This window comes from Pseudomonas libanensis, from assembly GCF_001439685.1.
In the GTDB taxonomy this organism is placed as follows: domain Bacteria; phylum Pseudomonadota; class Gammaproteobacteria; order Pseudomonadales; family Pseudomonadaceae; genus Aquipseudomonas; species Aquipseudomonas libanensis.
Genome location: NZ_JYLH01000001.1, coordinates 576,073 through 599,983 on the forward strand (window position 1 = coordinate 576,073; position 23,911 = coordinate 599,983).

The window sequence follows — 23,911 nt, forward strand, 5'->3', positions numbered from 1 at the left end:
GGATATTGGCGATCTCTCGCTCCACCTCATCGGCCAACTCGGCGCGGCCACTGCTTACCAGCTTGTCCCGTGCCAGGGACAGCTTGCCCAGGTGCTGTGAGGCGGCGAGCAGCGCTGGCAGGTAGCGGGCCGCATCGGCGCTATTGACGCCGCTGGCGTATTGGCTCAGTTGCTCCAGGTTAGCCCCCAGTTCGCGTTCGGCCTGCAACAGCAGCGCTTGCGGGTCGCCGGCCAGTTTGCCGGCGGCCAGCAGGTCTGTCTTGCTGAAGGTTTCCAGGTCCGCCAGGCTGGGGCGCAGGGTTTGCGCCAGCTCGGCCGGCAGCTCGGCGAGTTGCTGCAACAGGCTTTCCAGGCTCTGGCTGGCAGCGCTCAGGCGCAGGGTATCGCCGCTGGCCAGGTAGTCGTCGATATTACGTGCTGCCTGGTTTTGAAACACCTGGGACAGGCCCAGGTAGCGCTCCATCAATAAATACGGACGCTCCAGCGCCCGTTGCGACCACCACAGCGTCGCGCCGAGGGCCATGCACACGGCCACCAGCAGAAGGGTATTGAGATTGGTCAGCAGCTTGAGGCGCATGCGGGGTTTCAACCGACGGCAAAAGATAAGTGCCTGAAGTTATTGCGCCTGCGTTACAGAGTTATGACCGATTCGGTGGATTCTGGTGAAAAGATGGCACTTTGCTTTGATGTGCGGGCCGCTTGTACACGGTTACGCCCGGCATCCTTGGCGCGGTACAGCGCTTCATCGGCCTGGGCGGCCATCATCAGGCTGTCGGAGTCGTCGCACAGCTCCACCAGGCCGGCGCTGAAAGTGCACCATAAATCCTGGGGTTGGGCGGGGTAGTGGATTTCTGCAAAGCGCCCGCGAATCTCGTCCAGCACCTTGCAGGCCGATTCCAGGTCGGTGTCGGGCATGACGATGGCGAATTCTTCACCGCCATAACGGCCTATATAGTCGGTCTTGCGCAGACGCTGCTTGAGAAACAGCGCCAGGCTCTTGATCACGCGATCGCCCATGGGGTGGCCGTGGCTGTCATTGACCCTTTTGAAGTGGTCGATATCCAGCATGGCAAAGCTCAACGGCTTGTTTTCGCGGCGGGCGCGAAAGCTGCAGTCCTCGAGCAATTGCAGGATATGCGTATGGTTGTATAGCCCGGTCAGGCTGTCGCGCACCATCCGCGCCTTCAAGTTGCGCGCACGCGCTGCGCGGTTGCGCACGGTAGTGATCAGGTGGCGCGGCTTGATCGGCTTGGTGAGGAAGTCGTCGCCGCCTTCACTCATCGCGTCCAGTTGTTTATCCAGGTCGTCTTCGGCCGACAGGTAGATGATCGGCACGCTGACATAGCGGTCATTATGGCGGATCACCTTGGCCAGTTCGGTGCCGGTACAGGCAGGCATATACATGTCGAGGATGATCAGGTCGGGTTGGAAATCCGCCAGCTCGGCCATGGCCTGGATCGGTTCGATCAGGGTGCGTGTGACGATGCCGGCGCTGTTGAGCAGGCGTTCTGTATGCAACGCCTGGGCCCGCGAGTCATCGATGATCAGCACCTTGTACGGCTCGTACTGGGCAATGCAGGTGAGCACTTCGATCTTTTCCAGCAGGCTGGAGGCTTCCAGGGTGCCGGTGAGGAATTCCTCGCCGCCAGCGCGCACGGCGGCCAGGCGTGTCGGGGTGTCGGTTTCGTGCAGGCTGAAAAACAGCAGCGGCAGCTTTTGCTCCAGGCCCTCCTGGGCTTCGGCAGCGAGCTTGAGGCCCAGGCCTGGGCCGCAGAAGTCCACATCCATCACAATCGCCGACGGCAGGCGCTCGGCCATGGACGCACGAAAGGCCGCGACACTGTTCAGGGACTGGGCGCTCATGCCGAAGAATTCCAGCTGCTTGGCCAGGCGCTCGGCGCGATCGTGGTCAGCGAGCATCACGTAGATGGGCTTGCGCATCGGCGGCAGGAAGGTTTGCTCAAGCTGGTCGCCCTGGCGCAGGCCGGTGCGCGACAAGCGTTGCATCAAGCGGTTGAGCTCGGTAATCAACTGGCTGCTCAGGCGGCCGCGGTTTTCGTCCACGGCCTGCAGGGATTCACCGATATGCCGGGCCAGTTGGCTGTGTTCCGGCTGTTCGAAGCGCTCGGCAAAGCGCAGCAGGCGCAGGTTGGCTTCGCTGAGCTCGGAGAAATCGGCGTTGGACCATTCGCTGCGCTGCAGGCGCTGCCAGATCTCAAGAATTTGACGTGCCTGATGAATTACCCGCTGGGCAAAATGCTGCTTGAGACGCTCGCGGCTGGGGTCTTCTGGCTCGGTCATATCCTGACTACTGTGAGGGTGCATGCTGAGGTCGACTGATGGCTCTATGCTAGCACCTCTTTTCTGTTGCATGAGTGTCATACGTCAATTAAGTCCGCGTGCGTGACATTCAGTTATCGACCCGCTGGTCGCGCAGCATAAAAGACGTGCATCCTTTATAGTCCAATTGCCGTTGCGCGCCACTTTCGCGCAAAAGCCCCGCACCGATGGGCACGATGGGGTAGGGTTGTGGTCGGAGTGTCTGAACGCACCCGGACAATTGACGTGCATGAACTCAAGTGATTGAAAGGATATCGCCATGCTGGACTGGAAAAACCGTGCAGGCAGTGCCAAAGGCCCCGCCCCTGAGCCCAAGTCGGCCAACCGCAGCTATTTTCGCAACCTGCTGATGAGCCGAGCCTTGCTCAGCGTGATCTGCTTGTACCTGCTGGTCACCGGTGGCCTGGGTTGGTACTGGAGCCAGGAGCCGGCGCTGTTCCCGGTCCAGCAAAATGCCCAGCTTGCCGCCGAGAAGGAAGGCAAGCAGATGGTAGTGGGCTACACCACCGTCGAGACCCTCAAGACTGTGGTTGGCACTCTGTTGAACAAGCCGGGCGGCTACATTTCCAATGATCGTTTCCCACCTGGCCTGTGGATGGACAACATGCCGAGCTGGGAATATGGCGTGCTGGTGCAGGTCCGTGACCTGACCCGTGCCCTGCGTAAAGACTTTGCCCGCTCGCAGTCGCAGTCGGCTGAAGACGCCGATCTGGCCAAGGCCGAGCCGCGCTTCAACTTCGATAACAAGAGCTGGGTGCTGCCATCCAGTGAGTCGGAATACCAGGAAGGCATCAACTCCCTGAGCCGCTACGAAGCGCGCCTGTCTGACCCGAACCAGCGCGGCGCGCTGTTTTATGCGCGTGCCGACAACCTGAACAACTGGTTGGGCGATGTCGCCACCCGTTTGGGCTCGTTGTCCCAGCGCCTGTCGGCCAGCGTGGGTCGAGTCAAGCTGAACACCGCGCTGAAAACCGAGGCGCTGGCGCCGGGCGAAGTGCCGCAGGTCGATGAGGAAGTGGTGGAAACCCCATGGATGCAGATCGACAACGTGTTCTACGAAGCGCGCGGCCAGGCGTGGGCCCTGTCCCATCTGCTGCGCGCCATCGAAGTCGACTTTGCCGACGTGCTGGCCAAGAAAAATGCCACCGTCAGCGTGCGCCAGATCATTCGTGAGCTGGAGGCCTCGCAGGAACCGGTTTGGAGCCCCATGATTCTCAATGGCAGTGGCTTCGGTGTACTGGCGAACCATTCGCTGGTGATGGCCAACTATATTTCCCGGGCAAACGCTGCAGTGATCGATTTGCGTCAGCTCCTCAACCAGGGTTGATGATGGACGCTTCCTCCAGGGAGGCCGCTCACCGAGCGGCTTCCGATGCCGAACTGATCTGCTGGGTCGACGAGCAGGACAAGCTGCTCGGCCATCTGGTCAGGTCCGACCTGCGCCGGCGCGGCTTGATTGGCCGCTGCACCTTTATCTTTCTGTTCAATTCCAAAGGCGAGCTGTGTGTGCATCGGCGCACGCTGAGCAAAGCCCTGTACCCGGGGTTCTGGGATACGGCGGCGGGCGGGATGGTGGCGGCGGGTGAGTCTTACGCGTTGTCGGCAGCCCGCGAGCTGGAAGAAGAGTTGGGCGTCAGCGGTGTGCCCTTGACCGAACATGACCATTTCTATTTCGAGGATGGCGACAGTCGGCTTTGGTGCAAATCTTACTCCGCGGTGTGGGATGGTCCCCTGCGCCTGCAGCCCGAAGAGGTGATGGAGGCACGGTTTTTAACCATCGAAACCATCCAGCAGGAGGCCGCACAAAAGCCCTACTGCCCGGACGCCCAAGAGGGGCTGCGGCGCTATCTGGCCCTGCGTCGCTAAAGTTGCATAAATTGGCGCCATTTGGCTCTTAGCAACCGGGCTTTTTGTCGTTACACTGCGCGCCTTTTCACCCGAACCATTTTGCGGTTCGGTAGCGCTGCCCCTGCCAGAGTGGGGCTTCGCGGTCGGTCTCGCCCGTTGGTGCTGGCCGATCAGTCTTCATCCTCCGAAGAGGATTGCCGGTGGCCAAAAAAGCCGCATCCTTCGCCGCCCTGGGTGGCCTGGTATTTTCCACCGACGCAGGTCGACACTGCCCGGACTGTCGCCAGCCCGTGGACGCCTGCATCTGCAAACAGACCCTGATCCCCGAAGGCGACGGTATTGCCCGCGTGCGCCGCGAGAGCAAAGGCCGTGGCGGCAAGACGGTGACCACCATCACCGGCGTGCCCCTGGCTGAAGATGCGCTCAAGGAACTGGCCACGACGCTGAAAAAGCGTTGTGGCACTGGTGGCGCGTTGAAAGACGGGGTCATCGAGATCCAGGGTGACCACGTCGAACTGCTGTTGGCCGAGTTGATCAAGCTCGGGTACAAGGCCAAGAAGTCCGGCGGCTGAAAGCCTCTTCCCGACCTGTATCTAAACTCTGTCCGGGGAGTGGGGTCTACCCTGCTCACAGGCAAATCGTCATTTTCATTCTTTAGACTGCGCCAGCCTCCGTGAGAGGTGGCGCCTTCGCCTTCATTTATAGGGGACTTCGATGTCCGTACGACGCACACGCAAAGACGATGGCAGCCAATGGACAGTTGCGGACAGCCGCAGTGTTTACGGGATTCGCCATTGGGGGGCCGGGTATTTCGCGATCAATGAAGCCGGTCGCGTAGAAGTCCGTCCGAACGGCCCGAACAGCACGCCCGTCGACCTGTACGAGCAAGTCGATGCGCTGCGCAAAAGCGGCCTGTCGTTGCCGCTGCTGGTGCGCTTCCCCGATATCCTGCAAGACCGCGTGCGCCAGTTGACCGGCGCCTTCGATGCCAACATCGAGCGCTTGGAATACCAGAGCAAGTACACCGCGCTGTACCCGATCAAGGTGAACCAGCAGGAAGCGGTGATCGAGAACATCATCGCGACCCAGAACGTCTCGATCGGCCTGGAAGCCGGCTCCAAGCCTGAGTTGCTGGCGGTGCTGGCCCTGGCGCCGAAGGGCGGCACCATCGTCTGCAACGGTTATAAAGACCGTGAATTCATCCGCCTTGCGCTGATGGGCCAGAAGCTCGGCCACAATGTATTCATCGTGATCGAGAAGGAATCCGAAGTTGAACTGGTGATCGAAGAGGCGGCGAGCCTCAAGGTCAAGCCCCAGGTCGGCTTGCGTGTGCGCCTGTCGTCCCTGGCATCGAGCAAGTGGGCGGACACCGGTGGTGAGAAATCCAAGTTCGGCCTGTCGGCGGCGCAGTTGCTGTCGGTGGTCGAGCGTTTCCGCGCTGCCGGCCTGGACCAGGGCATCCGCCTGCTGCACTTCCATATGGGCTCGCAGATCGCCAACCTGGCCGACTACCAGCACGGGTTCAAGGAAGCCATCCGTTACTACGGCGAACTGCGCAACCTCGGCCTGCCGGTGGACCACATCGACGTCGGCGGCGGCCTGGGCGTGGACTACGACGGTACCCACTCGCGTAACGCCAGCTCGATAAACTACGACATGGACGACTACGCCGGCGTGGTCGTGGGTATGCTCAAGGAGTTCTGCGATGCGCAGAGCCTGCCGCACCCGAACATCTTCTCCGAAAGCGGCCGTTCCCTGACTGCCCACCACGCCATGCTGGTGGTGCAGGTGACGGACGTCGAGAAGCACAACGACGAAATCCCGCTCATCGAAAACAAGGAAAGCCTGCCGGAAACCGTGCAATGGCTGGTGGACCTGCTGGGCCCGACCGACATCGAGATGGTCACCGAAACCTACTGGCGCGCCACCCACTACATGAGCGACGTGGCCACCCAGTACGCCGATGGCAAGCTGACCCTGGCGGAAAAAGCCCTGGCCGAACAGTGCTACTTCGCCGTGTGCCGCCGCCTGCATAACTCGCTGAAAGCCCGCCAGCGCTCGCACCGCCAGGTGCTGGACGAACTCAACGACAAGCTGGCCGACAAGTACATCTGCAACTTTTCGGTGTTCCAGAGCCTGCCGGACACCTGGGCCATCGGCCAGGTGCTGCCGATCCTGCCGCTGCACCGCCTCGACGAAGAGCCGCTGCGCCGTGCGGTATTGCAGGACTTGACCTGCGACTCCGACGGCAAGATCAAGCAATACGTCGACGAGCAGAGCATCGAGACCAGCCTGCCGGTACATGCCTTGAACGAAGGTGAGGACTACCTGCTGGGCATCTTCCTGGTGGGCGCTTACCAGGAAATCCTCGGTGACATGCACAACCTGTTCGGTGACACCGACTCGGTGAACATCTACCAGCGTGAAGACGGCTCGGTGTACAGCGCCGGGATCGAGACCCACGACACCATCGAAGACATGCTGCGCTATGTGCACTTGTCGCCGGAAGAGTTGATGACCCATTACCGTGACAAGTGTGCGAGTGCAAAGATCAGCGCCAGTGAACGTACGCAGTTCCTGGACGCGTTGCGCCTGGGCTTGACGCGTTCTTCGTACCTGTCCTCGTAATAAAAATGTGGGAGCGGGCTTGCCCGCGATGGCGGAGTGTCAGGCAACCGTTAGGGGGCTGACACTCCGCCATCGCAGGCAAGCCAGCTCCCACATTGGGTCTGCATTCCTTCAGTTTGCGCCCAGCCACAGCCCTTGCCGATTCAGGCGCCAGGCGATTACCCACAACGTCAAACTGCGCACCGCCATAAACAGCAGGAAGGTAATCCACAGCCCGTGGTTACCCAAGCCCTGCAACGCCCAGGCAATCGGTAGCACCAGTATCACCGTCAGCAACATCCCATTGCGCATCTCCCGCGCCCGCGTTGCGCCGATAAACAGGCCATCGAGCAAGTAACTCCACACCGCAATCAACGGCAGTACCGCGAGGTAAGGCAGGTAGATGTCGGCCGTTTCGCGCACGCTGGGAATGTCTGTTTGCATAGCGATAAACAGATGGCCGCCGAAGGTGAAGAGCAGCGCAAAGCCGATGCTGGCGATCAACGACCAGCCGCAGGCAACCACCAGCGAGCGGCGCAATGCATGGCGGTCATGGGCGCCGATGGCGTGGCCGCACAGAGCTTCGACGGCGTGAGCCAACCCATCCAGCGCATGCGCCGTCAGCAACAGGCCATTGAGCAACAAGGCGTTGGCGGCGACCGTGGCATCCCCCAGCCGTGCGCCTTGCACCGTGATCATGAAGAACACCGACTGCAGGGCCAGGCTGCGGATAAAAATGTCGCGGTTGACCGCCAGCAACGGCCGCCAGCTTTGCCACAGTTTCAGCGCCGCCCAGGCGATATGGCCGGGATAGGCGCGCAGGGCTTTTTGCGTGAGCGCCAGGCCGAGCAGGGCGCCGGTCCACTCAGCGATCACCGAGGCACGGGCGGAGCCGACCACGCCCCAGTCCAGGCCGAGTACGAACCACAGGTTAAGCGCAATGTTCACCAGGTTGGTGGTCAGCAGAATCGCCAACGGCGCCCGCGCATTCTGCGTGCCGAGGAACCAGCCGACCAGCGCGTAGCTGGCGAGGGCGGCGGGCAGGCCGAACAGGCGGGTGTGGAAGAATTCGCGGGTCAGTTGGTTCAGTTCAGGGGAAGGCTGCATCCATTCCAAAGCCAGATGGCTCAGGGGAATACCTATCGTACCCAGCAACGTCGCCAACCCCAGCGCCAGCAGCAAGCCTTGCAACAGGATTTGCCGCAGCGCCGCCCCATCGTTGCGCCCGGCGGCCTGGGCGGCGAACCCGGTGGAACCCATGCGCAGGAAACCCATGGCCCAGGCCAGGAAGGTATACAGGCTGGCGCCGACGGCCACGGCACCCAGTTGATGGGCGTGGGGCAGGTGGCCGATGACCATGCTGTCGACCAGGGCCACCAGCGGCACGGAGATATTCGACAGGATCATCGGCGCGGCCAGAGCCCATACGCGGCGATGGGTGGGGCGGTGGCGCCAGTCGGCGAGCAGGGCGGTCATGAAGGCTCCTTGGTGGAGCGCCATTGTAACCGTCAGCCTGCCACACAGCAGAACCAATGTGGGAGCTCCAGTGGCTGTGGGATTTGGCTTGGCTTCATGCTCACCTAGAACCAACCGCCCCTCCGTCGGTCAATGTGACCGGCGCCGCAGCAGCCAGGCCGACGCTGATATATAGTTCACCCCCAGGTTCCCTCTGACGACGAGTGCCCCATGTTTAACAAAGGACTGTTCCTCGCTTGCGCGCTGGCCCTGCTGAGCGCCTGTGATTCTTCCGATAAACCGGCTGCACCCGCGGCCCCTGCAGCGCCAAGCGTGGCACCCAAAACTGTCAAGGCGGCGGTGGACGTAGCGGCGTTGAAGCAGCGCTATGCCGGGCGTGAGCTGAGTGTGGTGGACGTGTCCGAAGTGCAACTGGATGGGGCCAGCACCTTGTCGGTGAGCTTTTCCATTCCCCTGGACCCGGAACAGAAATTCGCCGATAAATTGCACTTGGTGGACAGCAAGTCCGGCAAGGTCGATGGCGCCTGGGAGCTCTCGGATAACCTCATGGAACTGCGCCTGCGTCACCTGGAGCCGCAGCGCAAGCTGGTACTGACAGTGGACGCCGGGTTGAAGGCGGTCAACGATAACCAGCTCGCCGCCGAATACACCGCCCGCCTGGAAACCCGCGATCTGCAAGCCACCGTCGGCTTCGCCAGCCGAGGTACGCTGCTGCCGACGCGGCTGGCCGAGGGCCTGCCGGTGATCGCGCTGAATGTCGACAAGATCGACGTCGAATTCTTCCGTATCAAGCCTGAATCCCTGCCGTCGTTCCTGGCGCAGTGGGGGCGCAATACCAGCCTGCAAAGCTATGAGTCCCGGGAACTGCTGCCGATGGCCGACCTGGTCTACGGCGGGCGCTTCGACCTGAACCCTGCGCGCAACACCCGCGAAACCCTGTTGTTGCCGATTGCCGGCCTCAAGCAGTTGCAACAGCCGGGCGTGTACCTGGCGGTGATGCGTGCTTCGGGCACCTACAACTATTCGCAACCGGCCACGCTGTTTACCTTGAGTGATATTGGCCTGTCGGTGCACCGCTATGCCAATCGCCTGGATGTGTTTACCCAGGCATTGGAAGGCGGCAAGGCACTGAACGGCGTCGAGCTGGAAATCCTCGATGCCGAAGGCCGCGTGCTTGGCCAGGGCAAGACCGAAGACGGTGGCCACGCTGAGCTGGCGCTGCCGAAAAAAGCCCAGGTGCTGCTGGCAAAACTTGGTGAACAAACCAGCCTGTTGCGCCTGGATAGCGCCGCGCTGGACCTCGCCGAGTTCGATATCGGTGGGCAACCGTCCCACCCGTTGCAGTTCTTTGTGTTCGGCCCGCGTGACCTGTATCGCCCTGGCGAAACCGTGCTGCTCAATGCGTTGTTGCGCGACAAGGATGGCAACGCGGTCAAGCCGCAGCCGGTGAGTGTCGAAGTCCGCCGTCCGGATGAACAGGTGAGCCGCAAATTCGTATGGGAGGCCGATGCCTCCGGCCTCTATCAATACCCGCTGCAACTGGCCGCTGAAGCACCGACCGGGCGCTGGCAGCTGGTGTTCGACCTGGGCGATGGCAAGCCGCAGCTGTATGAATTCCTCGTCGAAGACTTCCTGCCCGAACGCCTCGCACTGGAACTCAAGGGCAGTGACACGGCGCTGAGCCCGGCGGATAACCCGGTTATCCAGGTCAACGGCCGTTATTTGTATGGCGCACCGGCATCCGGCAATCGGGTCAGTGGCCAAGTCTATGTGCGTCCGCTGCGTGAAGCGGTCAAGGCCCTGCCTGGCTATCAGTTCGGCTCCGTCACCGAAGAAGAACTGAGCCAGGATTTCGAGTTGGACGAAAGCGTACTCGACGCCAACGGCGAGGAGGCGCTGACCCTGGAAAGCAAATGGGCCGAGGCCAAGTCGCCGCTGCAATTGATTGTGCAAGCCAGCCTGCAAGAGTCGGGCGGGCGGCCGATCACTCGGCGCCTGGTACAGCCGATCTGGCCGGCCGAGCAATTGCCGGGCCTGCGCGGGCTGTTTGACGGCAAGGAAACCAATGGCGATGGCCCGGTGGAATTCGAAGTGCTGGTGGCCAACCAGGACGGGCAGAAACTCGCCGCGCAAGGCCTCAAAGTGCGCCTGGTGCGCGAGCGCCGTGACTACTACTGGAACTACTCCGACAACGATGGCTGGAGCTACCACTACAACGAGAAATTCCTCAACCTCGACGAGCAGACCCTGGACATCAAGGCCGGTGATACCGCCAAGGTCAGCTTCCAGGTGGAGTGGGGCCCTTACCGTGTAGAGGTTGAAGACCCGCAGACCGGCCTGGTCAGTAGCGTGCGTTTCTGGGCCGGCTATCAGGCCCAGGACAACACCGAAGGCGGCGCCGTGCGCCCCGACCAGGTCAAGCTGGCACTGGATAAACCCGCTTATGGCGACGGCGATACTGCCAACGTCACTGTCACCCCGCCGGCTGCCGGTAAGGGCTACCTGCTGGTGGAATCTGCCGAAGGCCCGCTGTGGTGGCAGGAAATCGACGTGCCGGCCGAAGGCAAGAGCTTTGCGGTCAAGCTCGACCCGAAATGGTCGCGCCATGACCTGTATGTGAGCGCCCTGGTGATCCGTCCCGGCGAGCGCAAAGCCAATATCACCCCCAAGCGCGCCGTGGGCCTGTTGCACCTGCCGCTGGACCGCACCCAGCGCAAGCTCGGCCTGACCCTCACTGCGCCGGAAAAAATGCGCCCCAAACAACCGCTGACGGTGAAGATCGCCGCCAGGAATGCCGATGGCAGCGTACCGAAACAGGTGCATGTGCTGCTGGCGGCGGTGGACGTGGGCATTCTCAATATCACCGAATACCCCACGCCCGATCCTTACTCCAGCCTGTTCGGCCGCAAAGCCTATGGTGTCGATCAGTTCGACATCTACGGCCAACTGATCGAAGCCGGCCAGGGGCGCCTGGCCAGCCTGGCATTTGGTGGTGACGCGGCATTGGCCAAGGGCGGCAAGCGCCCGGACACCAGCGTGACCATCGTCGCCCTGCAAAGCGCTCCGGTGACACTGAACGACAAAGGCGAAGGTGAAGTCAGCGTCAACATACCCGACTTCAACGGTGAACTGCGCCTGATGGCCCAGGCCTGGAGCGATGATCGCTACGGCATGGCCGAAGGCAAGACGGTGATCGCCGCGCCGCTGATCGCCGAATTGTCGGCGCCGCGCTTCCTCGCGGGAGGTGACCAGACCACTTTGGCCCTGGACCTCTCCAACCTGTCGGGCAAGGCGCAGAAGCTCGATGTGCAATTGACCGCCGAAGGACAGTTGGAGCTGGTCAACAGCGGCGCGCAATCGGTTGACCTCAAGCAAGGCCAGCGCACCACCCTGCGCATCCCGGTGAAGGCCTGGGGCGGTCTGGGCCAGGGCAAGATCAAGGTCAGTGTGAATGGCCTGGACCTGCCGGGGGAAAACCTGCCGCCGTTCAGCCGCGAATGGACCTTGGGCGTGCGCCCGGCGTATCCGGCGCTGCTCAAGCACTACCGCGCAGTGCTCAAGGATCAGCCATGGAGCCTGCCTGCCGGTACGCTGGACCAGTTCGATGCCTCCGGGCGCGAAGCGCTGTTGAGCCTGTCGAGCCGGCCACCGTTGAACCTGGGTGCACAGATCAGCGCACTTAAGGCCTACCCTTATGGGTGCCTGGAACAAACTGCCAGCGGCCTGTACCCATCGTTGTATGCCGATGACGCACTGCTCAAGCGCCTGAGCATCAAGGGCGAGCCGGATGCCGAGCGCAAGCGCAAGATCGAGTTGGGCATCGAGCGCCTGCTGGGCATGCAACGCTACAACGGCAGCTTCGGTTTGTGGGGCGCCGACGGCGAGGAAGAATATTGGCTGACGGCGTATGTGACCGACTTCCTGCTGCGCGCCCGCGACCAGGGCTTTGCCGTACCGCCTGAAGCCTTGAAGAAGGCCAGCGAACGTTTGTTGCGGTATGTGCAGGAGCGCAACCTGATCGAAGTCGACTACAGCGACAACGCCGAGCACACGCGGTTTGCCGTGCAGGCATACGCCGGCATGGTGCTGGCGCGCAGTCAACAGGCGCCGTTGGGAGCGTTGCGCAGCCTGTTCGAGCGGCGCAGCGATGCGCGCTCCGGGTTACCGCTGGTGCAGTTGGCCATCGCCTTGCAGAAAATGGGCGATCAACCGCGTGCGGATCAGGCGCTGTTGGCCGGGTTGGCGGCACAGCGCAGCAGCAAAGAATGGCTGGCCGACTATGGCAGCCCGTTGCGTGACCAGGCGATGATCCTGGCATTGCTGGAAGAAAATGACTTGGCCAAGGGCCAACGTGAAGAGCGTTTGTTCACCCTCTCGGACCAGTTGGCCGCCAGCCCCTATCTATCGACCCAGGAGCGTAATTCACTGTTCCTCGCCGGGCGCCTCGGGTTTGCCAAACCGCAAGCCGACTGGCAGGTGTCGCTCACCGGCAGCGACGGGACGCATGAGTTGAATAACCAGCAATCGACCCTGGCGTTGGAGGGCAAGCTGCTGTCCAGCGACCTGGCCTTGAGCAATCAGGGCGAAGCGCCGGTGTATCAGCAATTGACGATCTCGGGTTATCCACAAGTGCCGCCGGCTGCCGGTGGCGAAAACCTGAGCATCCGCCGCGAATACCTGGGCATGGACGGCCAGCCGCTGAACCTGCGTAGCCTCGCCAGCGGCGACCTGGTGCTGGTGCACCTGGCCGTCAGTGCCAAGCAGCGCGTGCCGGATGCCCTGGTGGTGGACCTGCTGCCCGCCGGCCTGGAACTGGAAAACCAGAACCTGGCCCAAAGCGCGGCCAGCCTGGAAAACGCCAGTAGCCAGGTGAAGCAATGGCGCGAGTCGATGCAGAATGCCTCGCTCAAGCATCAGGAGTTCAGGGATGACCGCTATGTGGCGGCGATGAACCTGGATGGCTATGGCACCACCCATCTGCTGTACCTGGCGCGGGCGGTGACGCCGGGAACCTATCGCGTGCCGCCGCCGCAGGTGGAGTCGATGTATCGACCGAACTGGCAGGCGGTGGGCGAGACGCCGGGAGATATGGTGATCAAGGGCCGCTGATCGCTGAATCTGAGATGGGGACTACTGTGGGAGGGAACAAGCCCCCTCCCACAAGTGACTGGCACTGTCAGATAAATCAGTGCACAACCCAACTGAGCAGCCACAGGCCCAGTAGCAGCCAGATGATGCCCATGATGATCGAGGCCCGCATGAAGGCGCGTACCGCCGAGTACAGCAAGAGCAGGCCGACGATCAGGGTGATGATGCTGATGATCGAGGTGTCCATGCCCAAGGTGCGCGACAGGCCATCGATAAAGTTGCCGCCGGCGTGGGTCAAGGCCCCGAACAACCCACTGAGCCCATCGACGATGAACCGGATGACGGAGCCGAGCGCCTGGCCCAACCATTCGAAAAAGCTTTCTACCTGCATGTGCGTGTCCTGAATAAGAAGGTGGGCGTGACTGTGCCTTTGGTCGTTATTGCCACAGGCTAGTTCCCTACAAGCATAGAGGTTTGCCCGCTTGAATTTGCGTTTTGTTGCCCGCTGGACCCTGGCGAGCCTGCTGTTGGTGATTGCCTTGCTGTGGCTGGCTGATCGGATCTGGCCATTGCCCTTGCCCCAGGACGACCTGGCCCGGGTGGTGCTGGCCGAGGATGGCACACCACTGTGGCGGTTTGCCGATGCCAATGGGGTGTGGCGCTATCCGGTGCGTACCAGCGAAGTGTCGCCGTATTATCTCGATGCATTGCTCACTTACGAAGATCGCTGGTTCTACCAGCACCCTGGGGTCAACCCGTTGGCGCTGGTGCGGGCAACGTGGCAAAACCTCACAGGTTCACGGGTGGTCTCCGGCGGCAGCACCTTGTCGATGCAAGTCGCGCGCTTGCTCGACCCGCACTCGCGCACCCTGCATGGCAAGTTGCGCCAGCTGTGGCGCACTGCGCAGTTGGAGTGGCACCTGTCCAAGGACGAAATCCTCAACCTGTACCTCAACCGTGCGCCCTTCGGCGGCACCTTGCAGGGCGTGGCGGCGGCGAGTTGGGCGTACCTGGGCAAGTCGCCGTCCCAACTGACCCACGCCGAAGCCGCGTTGCTCGCAGTATTGCCCCAGGCGCCGAGTCGCTTACGCCCGGATCGGCACCCGCAGCGCGCCCAGGAGGCCCGCGACAAGGTGCTGCGCCGCCTCGCCGAGTTCAAGGTATGGCCGCAATCGGCGGTCGATGAAGCCCTGGAAGAACCGCTGCTGCTCGCTCCGCGCCTGGAACCGAGCCTGGCGCCATTACTTGCACGCCGCCTCAACCGTCCGGACAGCCCGCCGCTGATCCGCACCACCCTGGATGCCACCTTGCAACGGCGTCTCGAAGACCTGCTGCTGGGCTGGCGCGCACGGCTGCCGGAACACACCTCGGCAGCGATCCTGGTGGTCGAGGAAGAAAGCATGGCCGTGCGCGCCTACCTGGGCTCGGTGGATATCAACGACACCAGGCGCTTTGGCCATGTGGACATGATCAGCGCGCTGCGTTCGCCCGGCTCCACGTTGAAACCCTTCCTGTATGGCATGGCCCTGGACGATGGCTTGATTCACTCCGAATCGCTGTTGCAGGACGTGCCTAGGCGTTATGGCGATTACCGGCCGGGCAACTTTTCCATGGGCTTCACCGGGGCAGTGCCGGCGAGCACGGCGCTGTCCAGCTCGTTGAACCTGCCGGCGGTGCAATTGCTGGAAGCCTACGGGCCCAAGCGCTTTGCCGCGCAGATGCGCATCGGCGGCATGCCGTTGGCGCTGCCGGCGCTGGCCGAGCCGAACCTGGCGCTGATCCTCGGTGGCGCGGGCAGTCGCCTGGAAGACTTGGTGAGCGGCTACAGCGCCTTGGCCCGCGACGGCAAGAGCGCCACCCTGCGACTGCAACCGGACGACACGCTCAGGGAACGGCCACTGCTGTCACCCGGGGCGGCCTGGATTGTGCGGCGCATCCTCAGCGGCCAGGCACGGCCCGATCGAGACCCGCGTGCCGAGCTGGTGCAACGCCCGGTGCTGGCGTGGAAAACCGGCACCAGCTATGGTTTTCGCGATGCCTGGGCAATTGGCGTGGGCCCGCGTTATTTGATCGGCGTATGGATCGGCCGTCCGGATGGCACGCCAGTGCCGGGCCAGTTCGGCCTGGCCTCGGCGGCGCCGTTGATGTTGCAGGTGCATGACGTGCTGACCAATCGTGACAGCCAGCGCGGCATCAGCGCGCCGGTCAAACCGGTGCCGGCGAATGTTGGTGTGGCGGCGATCTGTTGGCCCCTGGGCCAGCCCATGAGCCGCAGCGACCCCAACTGCCGTCGCCAGCGCTTTGCCTGGACGCTGGACAACACCACGCCGCCCACCTTGCAGGCACTGGACCAACCCTTGAGTGTGGGCTTGATGGAAAGCATCTGGGTCAACGCCAAGGGGTTGAGGGTCGACGCCCATTGCCCAGGCGCACAGGCCAAGCACCTTGCCCTGTGGCCGGCGCCGCTGGAACCCTGGTTGCCAAGGATCGAGCGCCGTGAGACGCGCATCCCTGCACCTGACCCGGACTGCCCGCCACCGGCGCTGGCTGCGTCGTCGCCGTTGTCCATCGTAGGGGTACGCGAAGGCGACCAACTGCGCTTGCCGGCTGCCAGCCAACAAACCCTGCGCCTGAAAATTTCCGCCCTGGGTGGCAGTGGTCGGCGCTGGTGGTTCCTTAATGGCGCGCCGTTGGGTGACAGCGCCAATCAGGACAGTATCAGTGCCAGTTTCGAGCGGTTGGGCCGCTATCAGCTAAGCGTTCTGGATGAGGCTGGGCAAACCGCCAGGCTTGAGTTCAGCGTTGTTGATTAGGGCCTCATCGGGGGCAAGCCCCCTCCCACATTTTGAAATGTATTCACAAATCAAGTGTGGGAGGGGGCTTGCCCCCGATGGCGGCCTTGAGCACATCACCGCTATTCACTTGCCTTCAATCCCCATCCCCCTGAAGCTATACCCATTCAGGAGCCCCCGCATGAACCTTGAACACCTCACCGAACGCCTGCACCGCATTCGCGATACCAACGACTGGAAGCAGTTCCACAGCCCGAAAAACCTGGCCATGGCCGCCAGTGTGGAAATGGCCGAACTGGTGGAAATCTTCCAGTGGCTTACCGAAGACCAGTCCCGCCAGCTTCCCGCCGATAAACTTGCCCATGCCGGCCAGGAAGTCGGCGATATTGTGTTGTGCCTGCTGTTGTTGTGCAGTGAGCTGGGCCTGGACATGAACGAAGTGGTGCGTGCCAAGCTGACCGACAGCGAGCGGCGGTTTGCCCATGGGTGATCGTCATTTCGACCAGTTGGCCACGCGTTTCGCCGAAAAAATCTATGGCGGCGCCAAGGGCGCGATTCGCCTGGCGGTGCTCCAGGCCGACCTGGCCGAGGCCTTGCCGCAGCGCCCGTTGCGCGTACTGGATATCGGCGCGGGCCTGGGGCATATGTCGCTGTGGCTGGCCGAGCACGGCCATCAGGTAACCTTGGCCGAGCCCGCCGCGCCGATGCTTGAAGGCGCCCGCCAGCGCTTTGCCGACGCCGGCCAGACCGCGACGTTTATCCATGCGCCGTGGCAAGACTTGCTCGGCCAACTCACCGAGCCTTACGATCTGGTGCTGTGCCATGCGGTGCTGGAATGGCTGGCCGAACCCCATGCCATTTTGCCGGTGCTGCATCAATTGACGTTGCCCGGCGGCTGGTTGTCCCTGGCGTTCTACAACCGTGATGCGTTGATCTACCGCAACCTGCTCAAAGGCCACTTCCGCAAAATGCGCAAGAACGATATGGCCGGTGAAAAGCAGAGCCTTACGCCGCAACAGCCCCTCGACCCACGGGAGTTGGCGGCGCAACTTGAAGGGATGTGGCAGGTCGAAAGCCAAAGTGGCGTGCGGGTGTTTCACGACTATATGCCGGTAGAATTCCAGGCCCGCGCCGATTTGCAGGACTTGTTGGAGATGGAACTCGCTCACCGTCGTCACCCAAGCTTTGCCGGACTTGGGCGTTATTTGCACTGGGTCTGCCGTCCGGTTTAAGCGGACCAGCCTGCGGAGGTCGAAATGCGTCGTCTCTGTTTGATCCTGTTAGCCCTCGGCCTGGGCGCGTGTTCCAGCCCCAACCCCTACGTCGCCTCGTCGGCACCGATGCCGCCGGCCCCGGCCCAGGCGGCCACTACTTTTGATGCCAGTGCCTACCCGGCGCCCGTGCGTGACTATGGCGCCTACCGCAGTTGGGGCTGGCTCAACGGCCAGCTGCCGGCGGGCACGGCCTGGGCCGATTCGGCGCAGATTGCCGAGGCGGTCAGCGGCGCGCTCGACCAGCGCGGCCTGCGCCCCTTGCATGACAAGCGTGCCCCCGACCTGTTGGTGAGCGCCGACGTACGCCTGGAGAAACGCCTGCGCCAGGTGCAGGACGACTATGGCTACGGTTACGGCGGTTATAACCGCTACGGCAACGGCTATGGCATGTACAACAGCGTGCCTGTGGTGCGCACCTATGAAGTGACAGTGGCGGTGGCGCGTATCAGCCTGTTCGATGCGCGCACCCGCCAGCCGGTGTGGAGCACCAGCGCCGAAACCACCAGCCAGGGCAGCCTGAGCGAACGTGCCGATAGCTTGCGCAAGGCAATGCAGAAAGCAATGGCTGCCTATCCGCCCAGTTAGCAGCTATTCTCATTTCAAGCTCACGTTGTTTTTGGAGAAGTGCCATGTTTCGTCGTATCGCTGCACTTGCTGTCGTTGTGTTGCTGGGCGGTTGCCAGAGCAACCAGGTCAATCACGATTTCGACGCCAGCCGAGACTTCGGCGCGTACCGCAATTGGGCCTGGAAAGACCCGGCGTTGCAGTACCGCCCGGATGATCCGCGAATCAAGAGCGACCTTACCGAGCAACGCATCCGCCAGGCGGTGGGCGAACAGCTTGACCAGCGCGGCCTGCGCCCCGCAGCGGCCGGCACCAAGGCCGACCTGAATGTGCAGGCCTACCTGATCGTCGAAGACCGCCAGCAACAAGTCACCACCAATTACGGCGGCGCCTGGGGCGGCCCCTGGAATGGCTACTGGGGCGCGCCGATGTACAACGAAACGCGCAACATCACCTACAAAGTGGCAACCATCCAGATCGATCTGCTCGACGGCAAGGACGGCAAGTTGGTATGGCGCGGCAGCGACGAGCAGATGATGGCCAGCACGCCTAATCCAGAGGACCGCAGCAAGGCTGTCCGTAGCACTGTGACCAAGATCCTCTCCAACTACCCACCGCACTGATCGGCGCCCCTCCCACCTGCTCCAACGTTCACGGGATCTCCGTCAGTCGCCGATATGGCGAGTCGCCAGCAAGCTGCCAAAGCCTTGTCTACACTCCAGCACAACACCGGAGAGTTAGCGCAGGAGTGCTTTGATGTCTCCCCGATTCGGTTCCAGGCAGCGTGGGGCAATTGGCTTGATGACGGCGGGTACCTTGGCATTGGCCCTGGCGTTTACGCTGCTGGCGGTCGACAGCGGGCGTTTGTACCTGGAAAAACGCAAGCTGCAGTCGGTCGCCGATACGTCGGCGCTGGAAGCGGCTGGCCTCGGTGGCCTATGCGGCACCAGCACCACGGCCAACGCCTATGCCACGCAAAACGCCGCGCGCAACGGTTTCGTGGTCGGCAATGGCCGCACCCTGGCCGTGACGTGCGGCACCCTGGCGACCAATGCCACCAACACCCGCGTATTTACCGCCGATGCCACCAAGAGCGATGCGATTCGCGTAGTGGCCTCCCACACCGTAATGATCAGCATCGCCAACGGCTTGTGGAACCTGTTCAGTGGTGCGCCGATCGCCCCGCAAATCAACCTGAGCGCCACTGCCGTAGCGGCTACACCGCCGCCGGTAGCGCAACTGACGATCGGCAGCAGCCTGGCCAGCGTCGACTCAAGTAAGTCCCCCCTGCTTAATCTGGTCATGGGTAACCTGCTCGGTGGCAGCCTGTCGCTCACGGCGGCGAGTTGGAACGGTTTGCTGCAGACCAACGTCAACCTGCTCGGTTACCTGGACCAATTGGCGATCGACCTGAACGTGAAGGCCGGCGATTACGATGCGCTACTCAGCACAGCGGTCTCCGCCACCCAGTTGATCGACGCCGCGGCCAAGGTCTTGCAGAAAAATGGCGCGGCGGTCACCGCGGTTGTCAATGACGTGATTTCGATAGAAGCCATTGCGCCGAACACCAAGCTGTTGACGGTGGGCGACCTGATTGATATCGCCACCGGCACCCCGACGGCGGCGCTGAATTCCAATGTGCAGCTGTTTCAATTGCTCGAAGCAGTGGCGCAGCTATCCAGCAGCAAGAACGCCGTGAGTGCGGCGGCGCAGCTCGCTATTCCGCTGGTGGGCAATGTGTCGATCCAGACCAAAGTCATCGAGCCGCCGCAGCTGTCGGCCATCGGCAACCCGGCGCTGGCGAAGAAGGGCTTGTCGAATAACCCGCCAACCGATCAGATATTTGTGCGCACCGCACAAGTGCGTACGTTGGTGTCCATTCAACTGCCCGTGTTGAATGGCATTAATGGTCTGACGTCTGCGGTTTCCGCCATCACCACTCCGGTGACAGGTGTCGTGAATAACCTGTTGCATTTGAATTTGGTGAGCCTGCTGGATCCATTGTTATGCCTGATTGTGAAGCCCTGTGATCACACTGATGTTCAGTTGTTGAGCGGCCTGGATATCAATATCGAGGTGGCGAGCGCGAGAAGCCATGTCACGGATTTCAATTGTGCGAGCAATGCCACAAAATCGCTGACTGTTCAGGTTGAGACTGCGCTTGCAGATGTGTCCGTAGGAAAAGTGGATGCGGCGCAGGCCTTTTCCTCCGCAGTAAAATCCGAAGTGAATCCAGTAGCCCTCGTGGATATTGGCGTACAGACCTGCAAGGGGATATTTGGCTGTGGTCCACGCAAGGCAGGCGTAGGCGGTAGCTTATCCCTGTCCGTCGTCCATGCGACCGTGGGAGGGACGAGTCAAAGTCTGCTGTTTTCTCCGGTCAACGACATGAATCTGGCGCCCACCTATAAGTCTGTTCCTCCCTCGACAGAGGTGGTCAAAGGGCTGGTCAATACCTTGGGGGCGATCCAGGTGAATTATGTTGCCCCAACCGGTAGTGCCCCTGGCGGCATCCTGCCGGCTGTGTCGGGTTTACTCGAGACCATTACCAATACGCTGGTAACCGCGATCAAGAACGTATTGTCGCCAGTACTCGACCCGATTGTGGATGGCCTGTTAAGTGCACTGGGCATCAACCTCGGCAACGCCGAAGTCGGTGCCAACCTCACCTGCCACATGGGGCGGGCTTACCTGGTGATTTGATCCGGTACGATGGGCAACTCCACGCAAAATTTTGCCCCCGCCTCGCCATTGCTGACGCTCAGGCGTCCGCCCATGTTTTCCACGATCCCATAGCTCACCGAGAGCCCCAGCCCGGTGCCCACACCGATTGGCTTGGTGGTGAAGAACGGTTCGAAAATCCGCTCCAGTAAACGCGGGTCAATTCCGCCGGCATTGTCTTCGACCCAGATACGTACGTGGCGGCCGTCATGTTCGCTGTGCAGCGCAATCCAGGGGCTCAGTCCGGGGGTCTTTTCGCGCTGGCTGAGCAGCGCGTCGCGGGCGTTGACCATCAGGTTGATCAGCACCTGTTCCAATTGATCGACATAGCCTTTGACCTGCACCGAGCAGTCCGCAGGGCTGATGCGTACTTCCACGCCTTTGCCGCGCAGGCCCTCACTGAGCAGGGCCAAGGTGCCCTCCAGCGCCTGCGCCGGGTCAAAGGGTTGCTGTTCGATTTCCGAGCGGCGGCCGAAGACGCGCATGTGGTCGACCACCCGTGCCGCGCGTTGCACCTGGGCGTCGATGCGCTGGAGTTTTTCCGTGAGGTAATCCACTTGTACATCGCCATTGCCCAGGCGCTTGAGCACGTTGACGACGGCCATGTGCATCACGTTCAGCGGCTGGTTGATCTCATGGGCCAGGCCGGTGGCCATTTCGCCGAGGGTGGCCATTTTTGCGCTTTGGGTCAGTTGTTGTTGGGAGCGACGCACTTCGGTGTTGTCGCGGCCCACAGCCTGCACTTCCAACAAGGTGCCGTGTTGATCAAACACGCCACGGTCCGACCACACCCACCAGGCATGTTCACGCCCAGGCAGTTGCAGGCTGATTTCAGCCGTGCTCACCGGGAATTCCGGGGTCAGCCGCGCAATGCGCTGCACAAAGGCGGCGCGCTGTTCATCCGACAGCCATTGGCCCAGGTCGATGCCAGGCAGTTGGGCGGGCAGGCATTCCAGATAGTTGGCCAGCGGCGTGTTGCCGAAGGTCAGAATCAGGTCGGGGCGGTAGCGGCAGATCATTGCCGGCGAGTCTTCCACCAGGATGCGATAGCGCTCCTCACTCTGACGCACCTGTTCGGCGGCCAGGGTCGCCTCGGTCACGTCCAGCCACAAGCCTACGGCCTCCACCGGCAGGCCGAGGTCGTCGCGCAACAGCTTGGCTTCGTCGAGCAGCCAGTGGTAGTGGCCTTGCTTGTCGCGCAGCCGGTAGCGGCTGCGCACGTTGCCTTCGCGTAGCAGTTGGCGAGTGCGTTCAAAGTAGAGTTCGCGGTCGTCGGGGTGGATCAGCGCCGCCAGCGTGTCGAGGTTGCAGTCGGCCAGGGTCCAGCCCAGCAGTGGTAGCAGGCTGTCGCTGAAAAACGCCGGATGCAGCGCGCCGTTGACGTAGCGCTGCACATAGATCACCGCCGGTGAGCTGGCGATCAGGTTGTCCAGGCGCGCATGGGCAGCGGCGGCTTGCAGCTGCTGGTTCTTGATGTCGCTGATGTCGAGCATGAAACCGATCCAGCGCCGCTCATTGCCAACTCCCAACACTTGCCCCTGGATGCGGTACCAGAGGGGCGCTTGCTCGGCCTCCGTACGCTGCAGGCGCACGCTGGTCAGCAAGGGTTTGCCCAAGGCTTGCAGGTCTTGGAGGCGGCTGTTGAGCGCCTGGCGGTCGGCCGGGTGGATCAGTTCGAGCCAGGTGGCGAGAGCCTGTCGGGTGGGGCCTTGCTCCAGGCTCAGGTTGCGCAGTAATTGTGGCGCCAGTTGGACTTCCTGGGTGGCGGGCAGCAACTCCCACCAGCCGGTGCCGAGCAGGCCTTGCAGGGCTTCCACCCGTTCCAGTTGCTGGTGATGACGCTGTTCACGCAGGCGACTGAGCAGCGGGGCGGCGAGGGCTGCACACAGGTTGAGCCAATCGCGCTCGCGAGTGTGTTGCGCCTGGCCACTGTAGAAGCCACACAGCAACCACGCCGCGACACCTTGGCTGTCGCGGTAAGGCACCAGGAAGCCATCGGCATTGCCAAACACGCTGTGCAGGCGCGGGTTGTCGCTGCGGCCCTGGGCAATGTCCAGGCTCAGCGGCGTGTTGCCGTTGATGCTGTCCAGGCTGGTGCCCAAGTGTTGCCCGGTTTGCCACAGGGCCGGCGCATCATGGGCAGCATATTGACTGTAGATGCGCCAGCCTTGGTCCTCCTCGTCGAGCAGCGCCATGGCCACGCACGGCATGCGCCAGCGCTGGGCCACGGTGCGCAGATGCTCGTTGAACACCTGGGGTAGGCGGTTGAGGCTGCACACGCGCAATTGTTCGTTCATCAGGCCGGCGATCTGATGGTTCTGTTCGCGCTGCTGCGCCAATGCCCGGTCGGCCAGCAGGTCAGTAATATCCAGCAAATGCAGGGCCCAACCGTCTCCCTCGGGCTCCATCCAGCCGCGGGTATGCAGGACCTGACCGGCGGCACCCTGAAAGTCCAGGTCCAGGCCATGGCGTTGCCATTGCTGCGGTGCGCCCTCGACACTCAATGCGCTGTCGGCGCACAGCAAGGCGTGCAACGGTGGGGTATGGGTGTTGGTGAAGTGCTGGGTGAGCAAGGGGTGCAAGGTGCCGGCGATGCTCAGCACATGGCCCAGGTTGTCCAGTTGCAGGTGCAGGCCCAGCGCGGTCATGGCCGGCGCGCTGTGGCGCCCGCGCAGGCGCGCGAACAATTTATCCCCTGCCGTCAAAACTGCAGGCTCGAGGTGGCGGTGAGGTTGGCGGGCAGGTTCGGTACGCTGCCAACCCCAGGCAGTACCAAGGCCGGCAGCACCGCTTTGATATTGGCCGAGGGGTAGGTGATTTTTACCGTCAGCAAATTATTATTGGTGTAGGTGGCGGTGATGTAGCCGGGCAAGAATTTCAACGAGCCGGGAATCCAATTCAACTGGGCCTGCGCCGCATCCTTGGCGCGCTGTACCACCAGTGCCGAATAGCCTGCGGTACTTGGGTCCAGGGACACACTGCGGCGCACGCCCTCCGCTGCCGCCTGATGAAACGACTGCATCAACAGCAGTGGCAAGCTGTAGCTCAGCATGCCGTAGAACACCGCAAAGAAGATCACGAAGACTAAGGCAAACTCGATGGCCGCCGCACCTTTTTGCTTTCTCGGGAAGCCTGATTTCATCACTGCGTCTACCCTGAGGCGAGTACCTGATATCAGCATAGAATCATTCGACAAAAAGG

At 62.2% G+C, this 23,911-nt stretch carries 16 protein-coding genes; 11 read left to right on the forward strand and 5 right to left on the reverse strand.

Annotated features, from left to right (window positions below; all coding sequences use genetic code 11):
* Positions 1–630: 630 nt before the first annotated feature.
* Positions 631–2,301, reverse strand: coding sequence for a response regulator (locus TU73_RS02475; RefSeq protein ID WP_057010805.1), 1,671 nt, complete (start codon positions 2,299–2,301; stop codon positions 631–633).
* 298 nt (positions 2,302–2,599) lie between these two features.
* Between TU73_RS02475 and TU73_RS02480 the strand changes: the two genes are divergently transcribed.
* The 4 genes from TU73_RS02480 (at position 2,600) to speA (ending at position 6,816) form a co-directional block, all read left to right on the forward strand.
* Entirely contained in the window at positions 2,600–3,667 is a 1,068-nt protein-coding gene (locus TU73_RS02480; protein WP_046070722.1) for a DUF2333 family protein, read from the forward strand.
* A 2-nt stretch (positions 3,668–3,669) separates the two neighbouring features.
* Positions 3,670–4,206, forward strand: a complete 537-nt coding sequence (locus TU73_RS02485) for an NUDIX hydrolase (protein ID WP_057010806.1) — start codon at positions 3,670–3,672, stop codon at positions 4,204–4,206.
* Between the two features lie 182 nt (positions 4,207–4,388).
* Positions 4,389–4,760: a translation initiation factor Sui1 gene (locus tag TU73_RS02490; RefSeq protein ID WP_043049484.1), complete on the forward strand. Its 372-nt coding sequence runs from the start codon at positions 4,389–4,391 to the stop codon at positions 4,758–4,760.
* A gap of 142 nt (positions 4,761–4,902) precedes the next feature.
* On the forward strand, positions 4,903–6,816 hold the full coding sequence (speA, locus tag TU73_RS02495) for an arginine decarboxylase (RefSeq protein ID WP_057010807.1): 1,914 nt from the start codon (positions 4,903–4,905) through the stop codon (positions 6,814–6,816).
* Positions 6,817–6,927: 111 nt separating this feature from the next.
* Here the strand turns inward: speA and TU73_RS02500 are convergent, their stop codons facing one another.
* Positions 6,928–8,271 (reverse strand): MATE family efflux transporter, encoded by a 1,344-nt coding sequence (locus tag TU73_RS02500; protein ID WP_057010808.1) that lies wholly within the window; start codon positions 8,269–8,271, stop codon positions 6,928–6,930.
* A gap of 210 nt (positions 8,272–8,481) precedes the next feature.
* Here TU73_RS02500 and TU73_RS02505 point away from each other — a divergent pair, with 210 nt between their 5' ends.
* Complete coding sequence (locus tag TU73_RS02505) at positions 8,482–13,380, forward strand: alpha-2-macroglobulin family protein (RefSeq protein ID WP_057010809.1); 4,899 nt, start codon at positions 8,482–8,484, stop codon at positions 13,378–13,380.
* 76 nt (positions 13,381–13,456) lie between these two features.
* Here TU73_RS02505 and TU73_RS02510 read toward each other — a convergent pair whose 3' ends face one another.
* A complete protein-coding gene (locus TU73_RS02510; RefSeq protein ID WP_043049487.1) occupies positions 13,457–13,750 on the reverse strand; it encodes a hypothetical protein in 294 nt (97 codons plus the stop codon).
* 91 nt (positions 13,751–13,841) lie between these two features.
* On the opposite strand from TU73_RS02510, the gene pbpC reads away from it, so the two are divergent.
* From pbpC to TU73_RS02540, 6 genes are all read left to right on the forward strand, one after another.
* Positions 13,842–16,172, forward strand: a complete 2,331-nt coding sequence (gene pbpC / locus TU73_RS02515) for a peptidoglycan glycosyltransferase PbpC (protein WP_057010810.1) — start codon at positions 13,842–13,844, stop codon at positions 16,170–16,172.
* Between the two features lie 160 nt (positions 16,173–16,332).
* Positions 16,333–16,641 carry a MazG-like family protein gene (locus tag TU73_RS02520; protein WP_057010811.1) on the forward strand — a complete coding sequence of 103 codons (309 nt, stop codon included), beginning with the start codon at positions 16,333–16,335 and terminating at the stop codon, positions 16,639–16,641.
* Entirely contained in the window at positions 16,634–17,383 is a 750-nt protein-coding gene (locus TU73_RS02525; protein ID WP_057010812.1) for a methyltransferase, read from the forward strand. Before TU73_RS02520 ends, TU73_RS02525 begins: the two co-directional genes overlap by 8 nt.
* Positions 17,384–17,407: 24 nt before the next feature.
* Complete coding sequence (locus tag TU73_RS02530; protein ID WP_057010813.1) at positions 17,408–18,010, forward strand: DUF4136 domain-containing protein; 603 nt, start codon at positions 17,408–17,410, stop codon at positions 18,008–18,010.
* A 44-nt stretch (positions 18,011–18,054) separates the two neighbouring features.
* Entirely contained in the window at positions 18,055–18,612 is a 558-nt protein-coding gene (locus TU73_RS02535) for a DUF4136 domain-containing protein (protein ID WP_057010814.1), read from the forward strand.
* Positions 18,613–18,745: 133 nt separating this feature from the next.
* Entirely contained in the window at positions 18,746–20,692 is a 1,947-nt protein-coding gene (locus TU73_RS02540) for a pilus assembly protein TadG-related protein (protein WP_057010815.1), read from the forward strand.
* On the opposite strand, the gene TU73_RS02545 is transcribed toward TU73_RS02540, so the two are convergent.
* Together TU73_RS02545 and TU73_RS02550 are read right to left on the reverse strand one after the other, a co-directional pair.
* Positions 20,677–23,415 carry an ATP-binding protein gene (locus TU73_RS02545; RefSeq protein ID WP_057010816.1) on the reverse strand — a complete coding sequence of 913 codons (2,739 nt, stop codon included), beginning with the start codon at positions 23,413–23,415 and terminating at the stop codon, positions 20,677–20,679. The genes TU73_RS02540 and TU73_RS02545 overlap by 16 nt on opposite strands.
* Positions 23,412–23,852, reverse strand: coding sequence for a TadE/TadG family type IV pilus assembly protein (locus TU73_RS02550; RefSeq protein WP_057010817.1), 441 nt, complete (start codon positions 23,850–23,852; stop codon positions 23,412–23,414). Before TU73_RS02550 ends, TU73_RS02545 begins: the two co-directional genes overlap by 4 nt.
* Positions 23,853–23,911 lie beyond the last annotated feature (59 nt).

Coding starts and splice junctions, on each gene's coding strand:
- TU73_RS02475 (WP_057010805.1), bottom strand. CDS start 2,301: ATGACCGAGCCAGAAGACCCCAGCCGCGAGCGTCTCAAGCAGCATTTT.
- TU73_RS02480 (WP_046070722.1), top strand. CDS start 2,600: ATGCTGGACTGGAAAAACCGTGCAGGCAGTGCCAAAGGCCCCGCCCCT.
- TU73_RS02485 (WP_057010806.1), top strand. CDS start 3,670: ATGGACGCTTCCTCCAGGGAGGCCGCTCACCGAGCGGCTTCCGATGCC.
- speA (WP_057010807.1), top strand. CDS start 4,903: ATGTCCGTACGACGCACACGCAAAGACGATGGCAGCCAATGGACAGTT.
- TU73_RS02500 (WP_057010808.1), bottom strand. CDS start 8,271: ATGACCGCCCTGCTCGCCGACTGGCGCCACCGCCCCACCCATCGCCGC.
- TU73_RS02505 (WP_057010809.1), top strand. CDS start 8,482: ATGTTTAACAAAGGACTGTTCCTCGCTTGCGCGCTGGCCCTGCTGAGC.
- TU73_RS02510 (WP_043049487.1), bottom strand. CDS start 13,750: ATGCAGGTAGAAAGCTTTTTCGAATGGTTGGGCCAGGCGCTCGGCTCC.
- TU73_RS02520 (WP_057010811.1), top strand. CDS start 16,333: ATGAACCTTGAACACCTCACCGAACGCCTGCACCGCATTCGCGATACC.
- TU73_RS02525 (WP_057010812.1), top strand. CDS start 16,634: ATGGGTGATCGTCATTTCGACCAGTTGGCCACGCGTTTCGCCGAAAAA.
- TU73_RS02530 (WP_057010813.1), top strand. CDS start 17,408: ATGCGTCGTCTCTGTTTGATCCTGTTAGCCCTCGGCCTGGGCGCGTGT.
- TU73_RS02535 (WP_057010814.1), top strand. CDS start 18,055: ATGTTTCGTCGTATCGCTGCACTTGCTGTCGTTGTGTTGCTGGGCGGT.
- TU73_RS02540 (WP_057010815.1), top strand. CDS start 18,746: ATGTCTCCCCGATTCGGTTCCAGGCAGCGTGGGGCAATTGGCTTGATG.
- TU73_RS02550 (WP_057010817.1), bottom strand. CDS start 23,852: ATGAAATCAGGCTTCCCGAGAAAGCAAAAAGGTGCGGCGGCCATCGAG.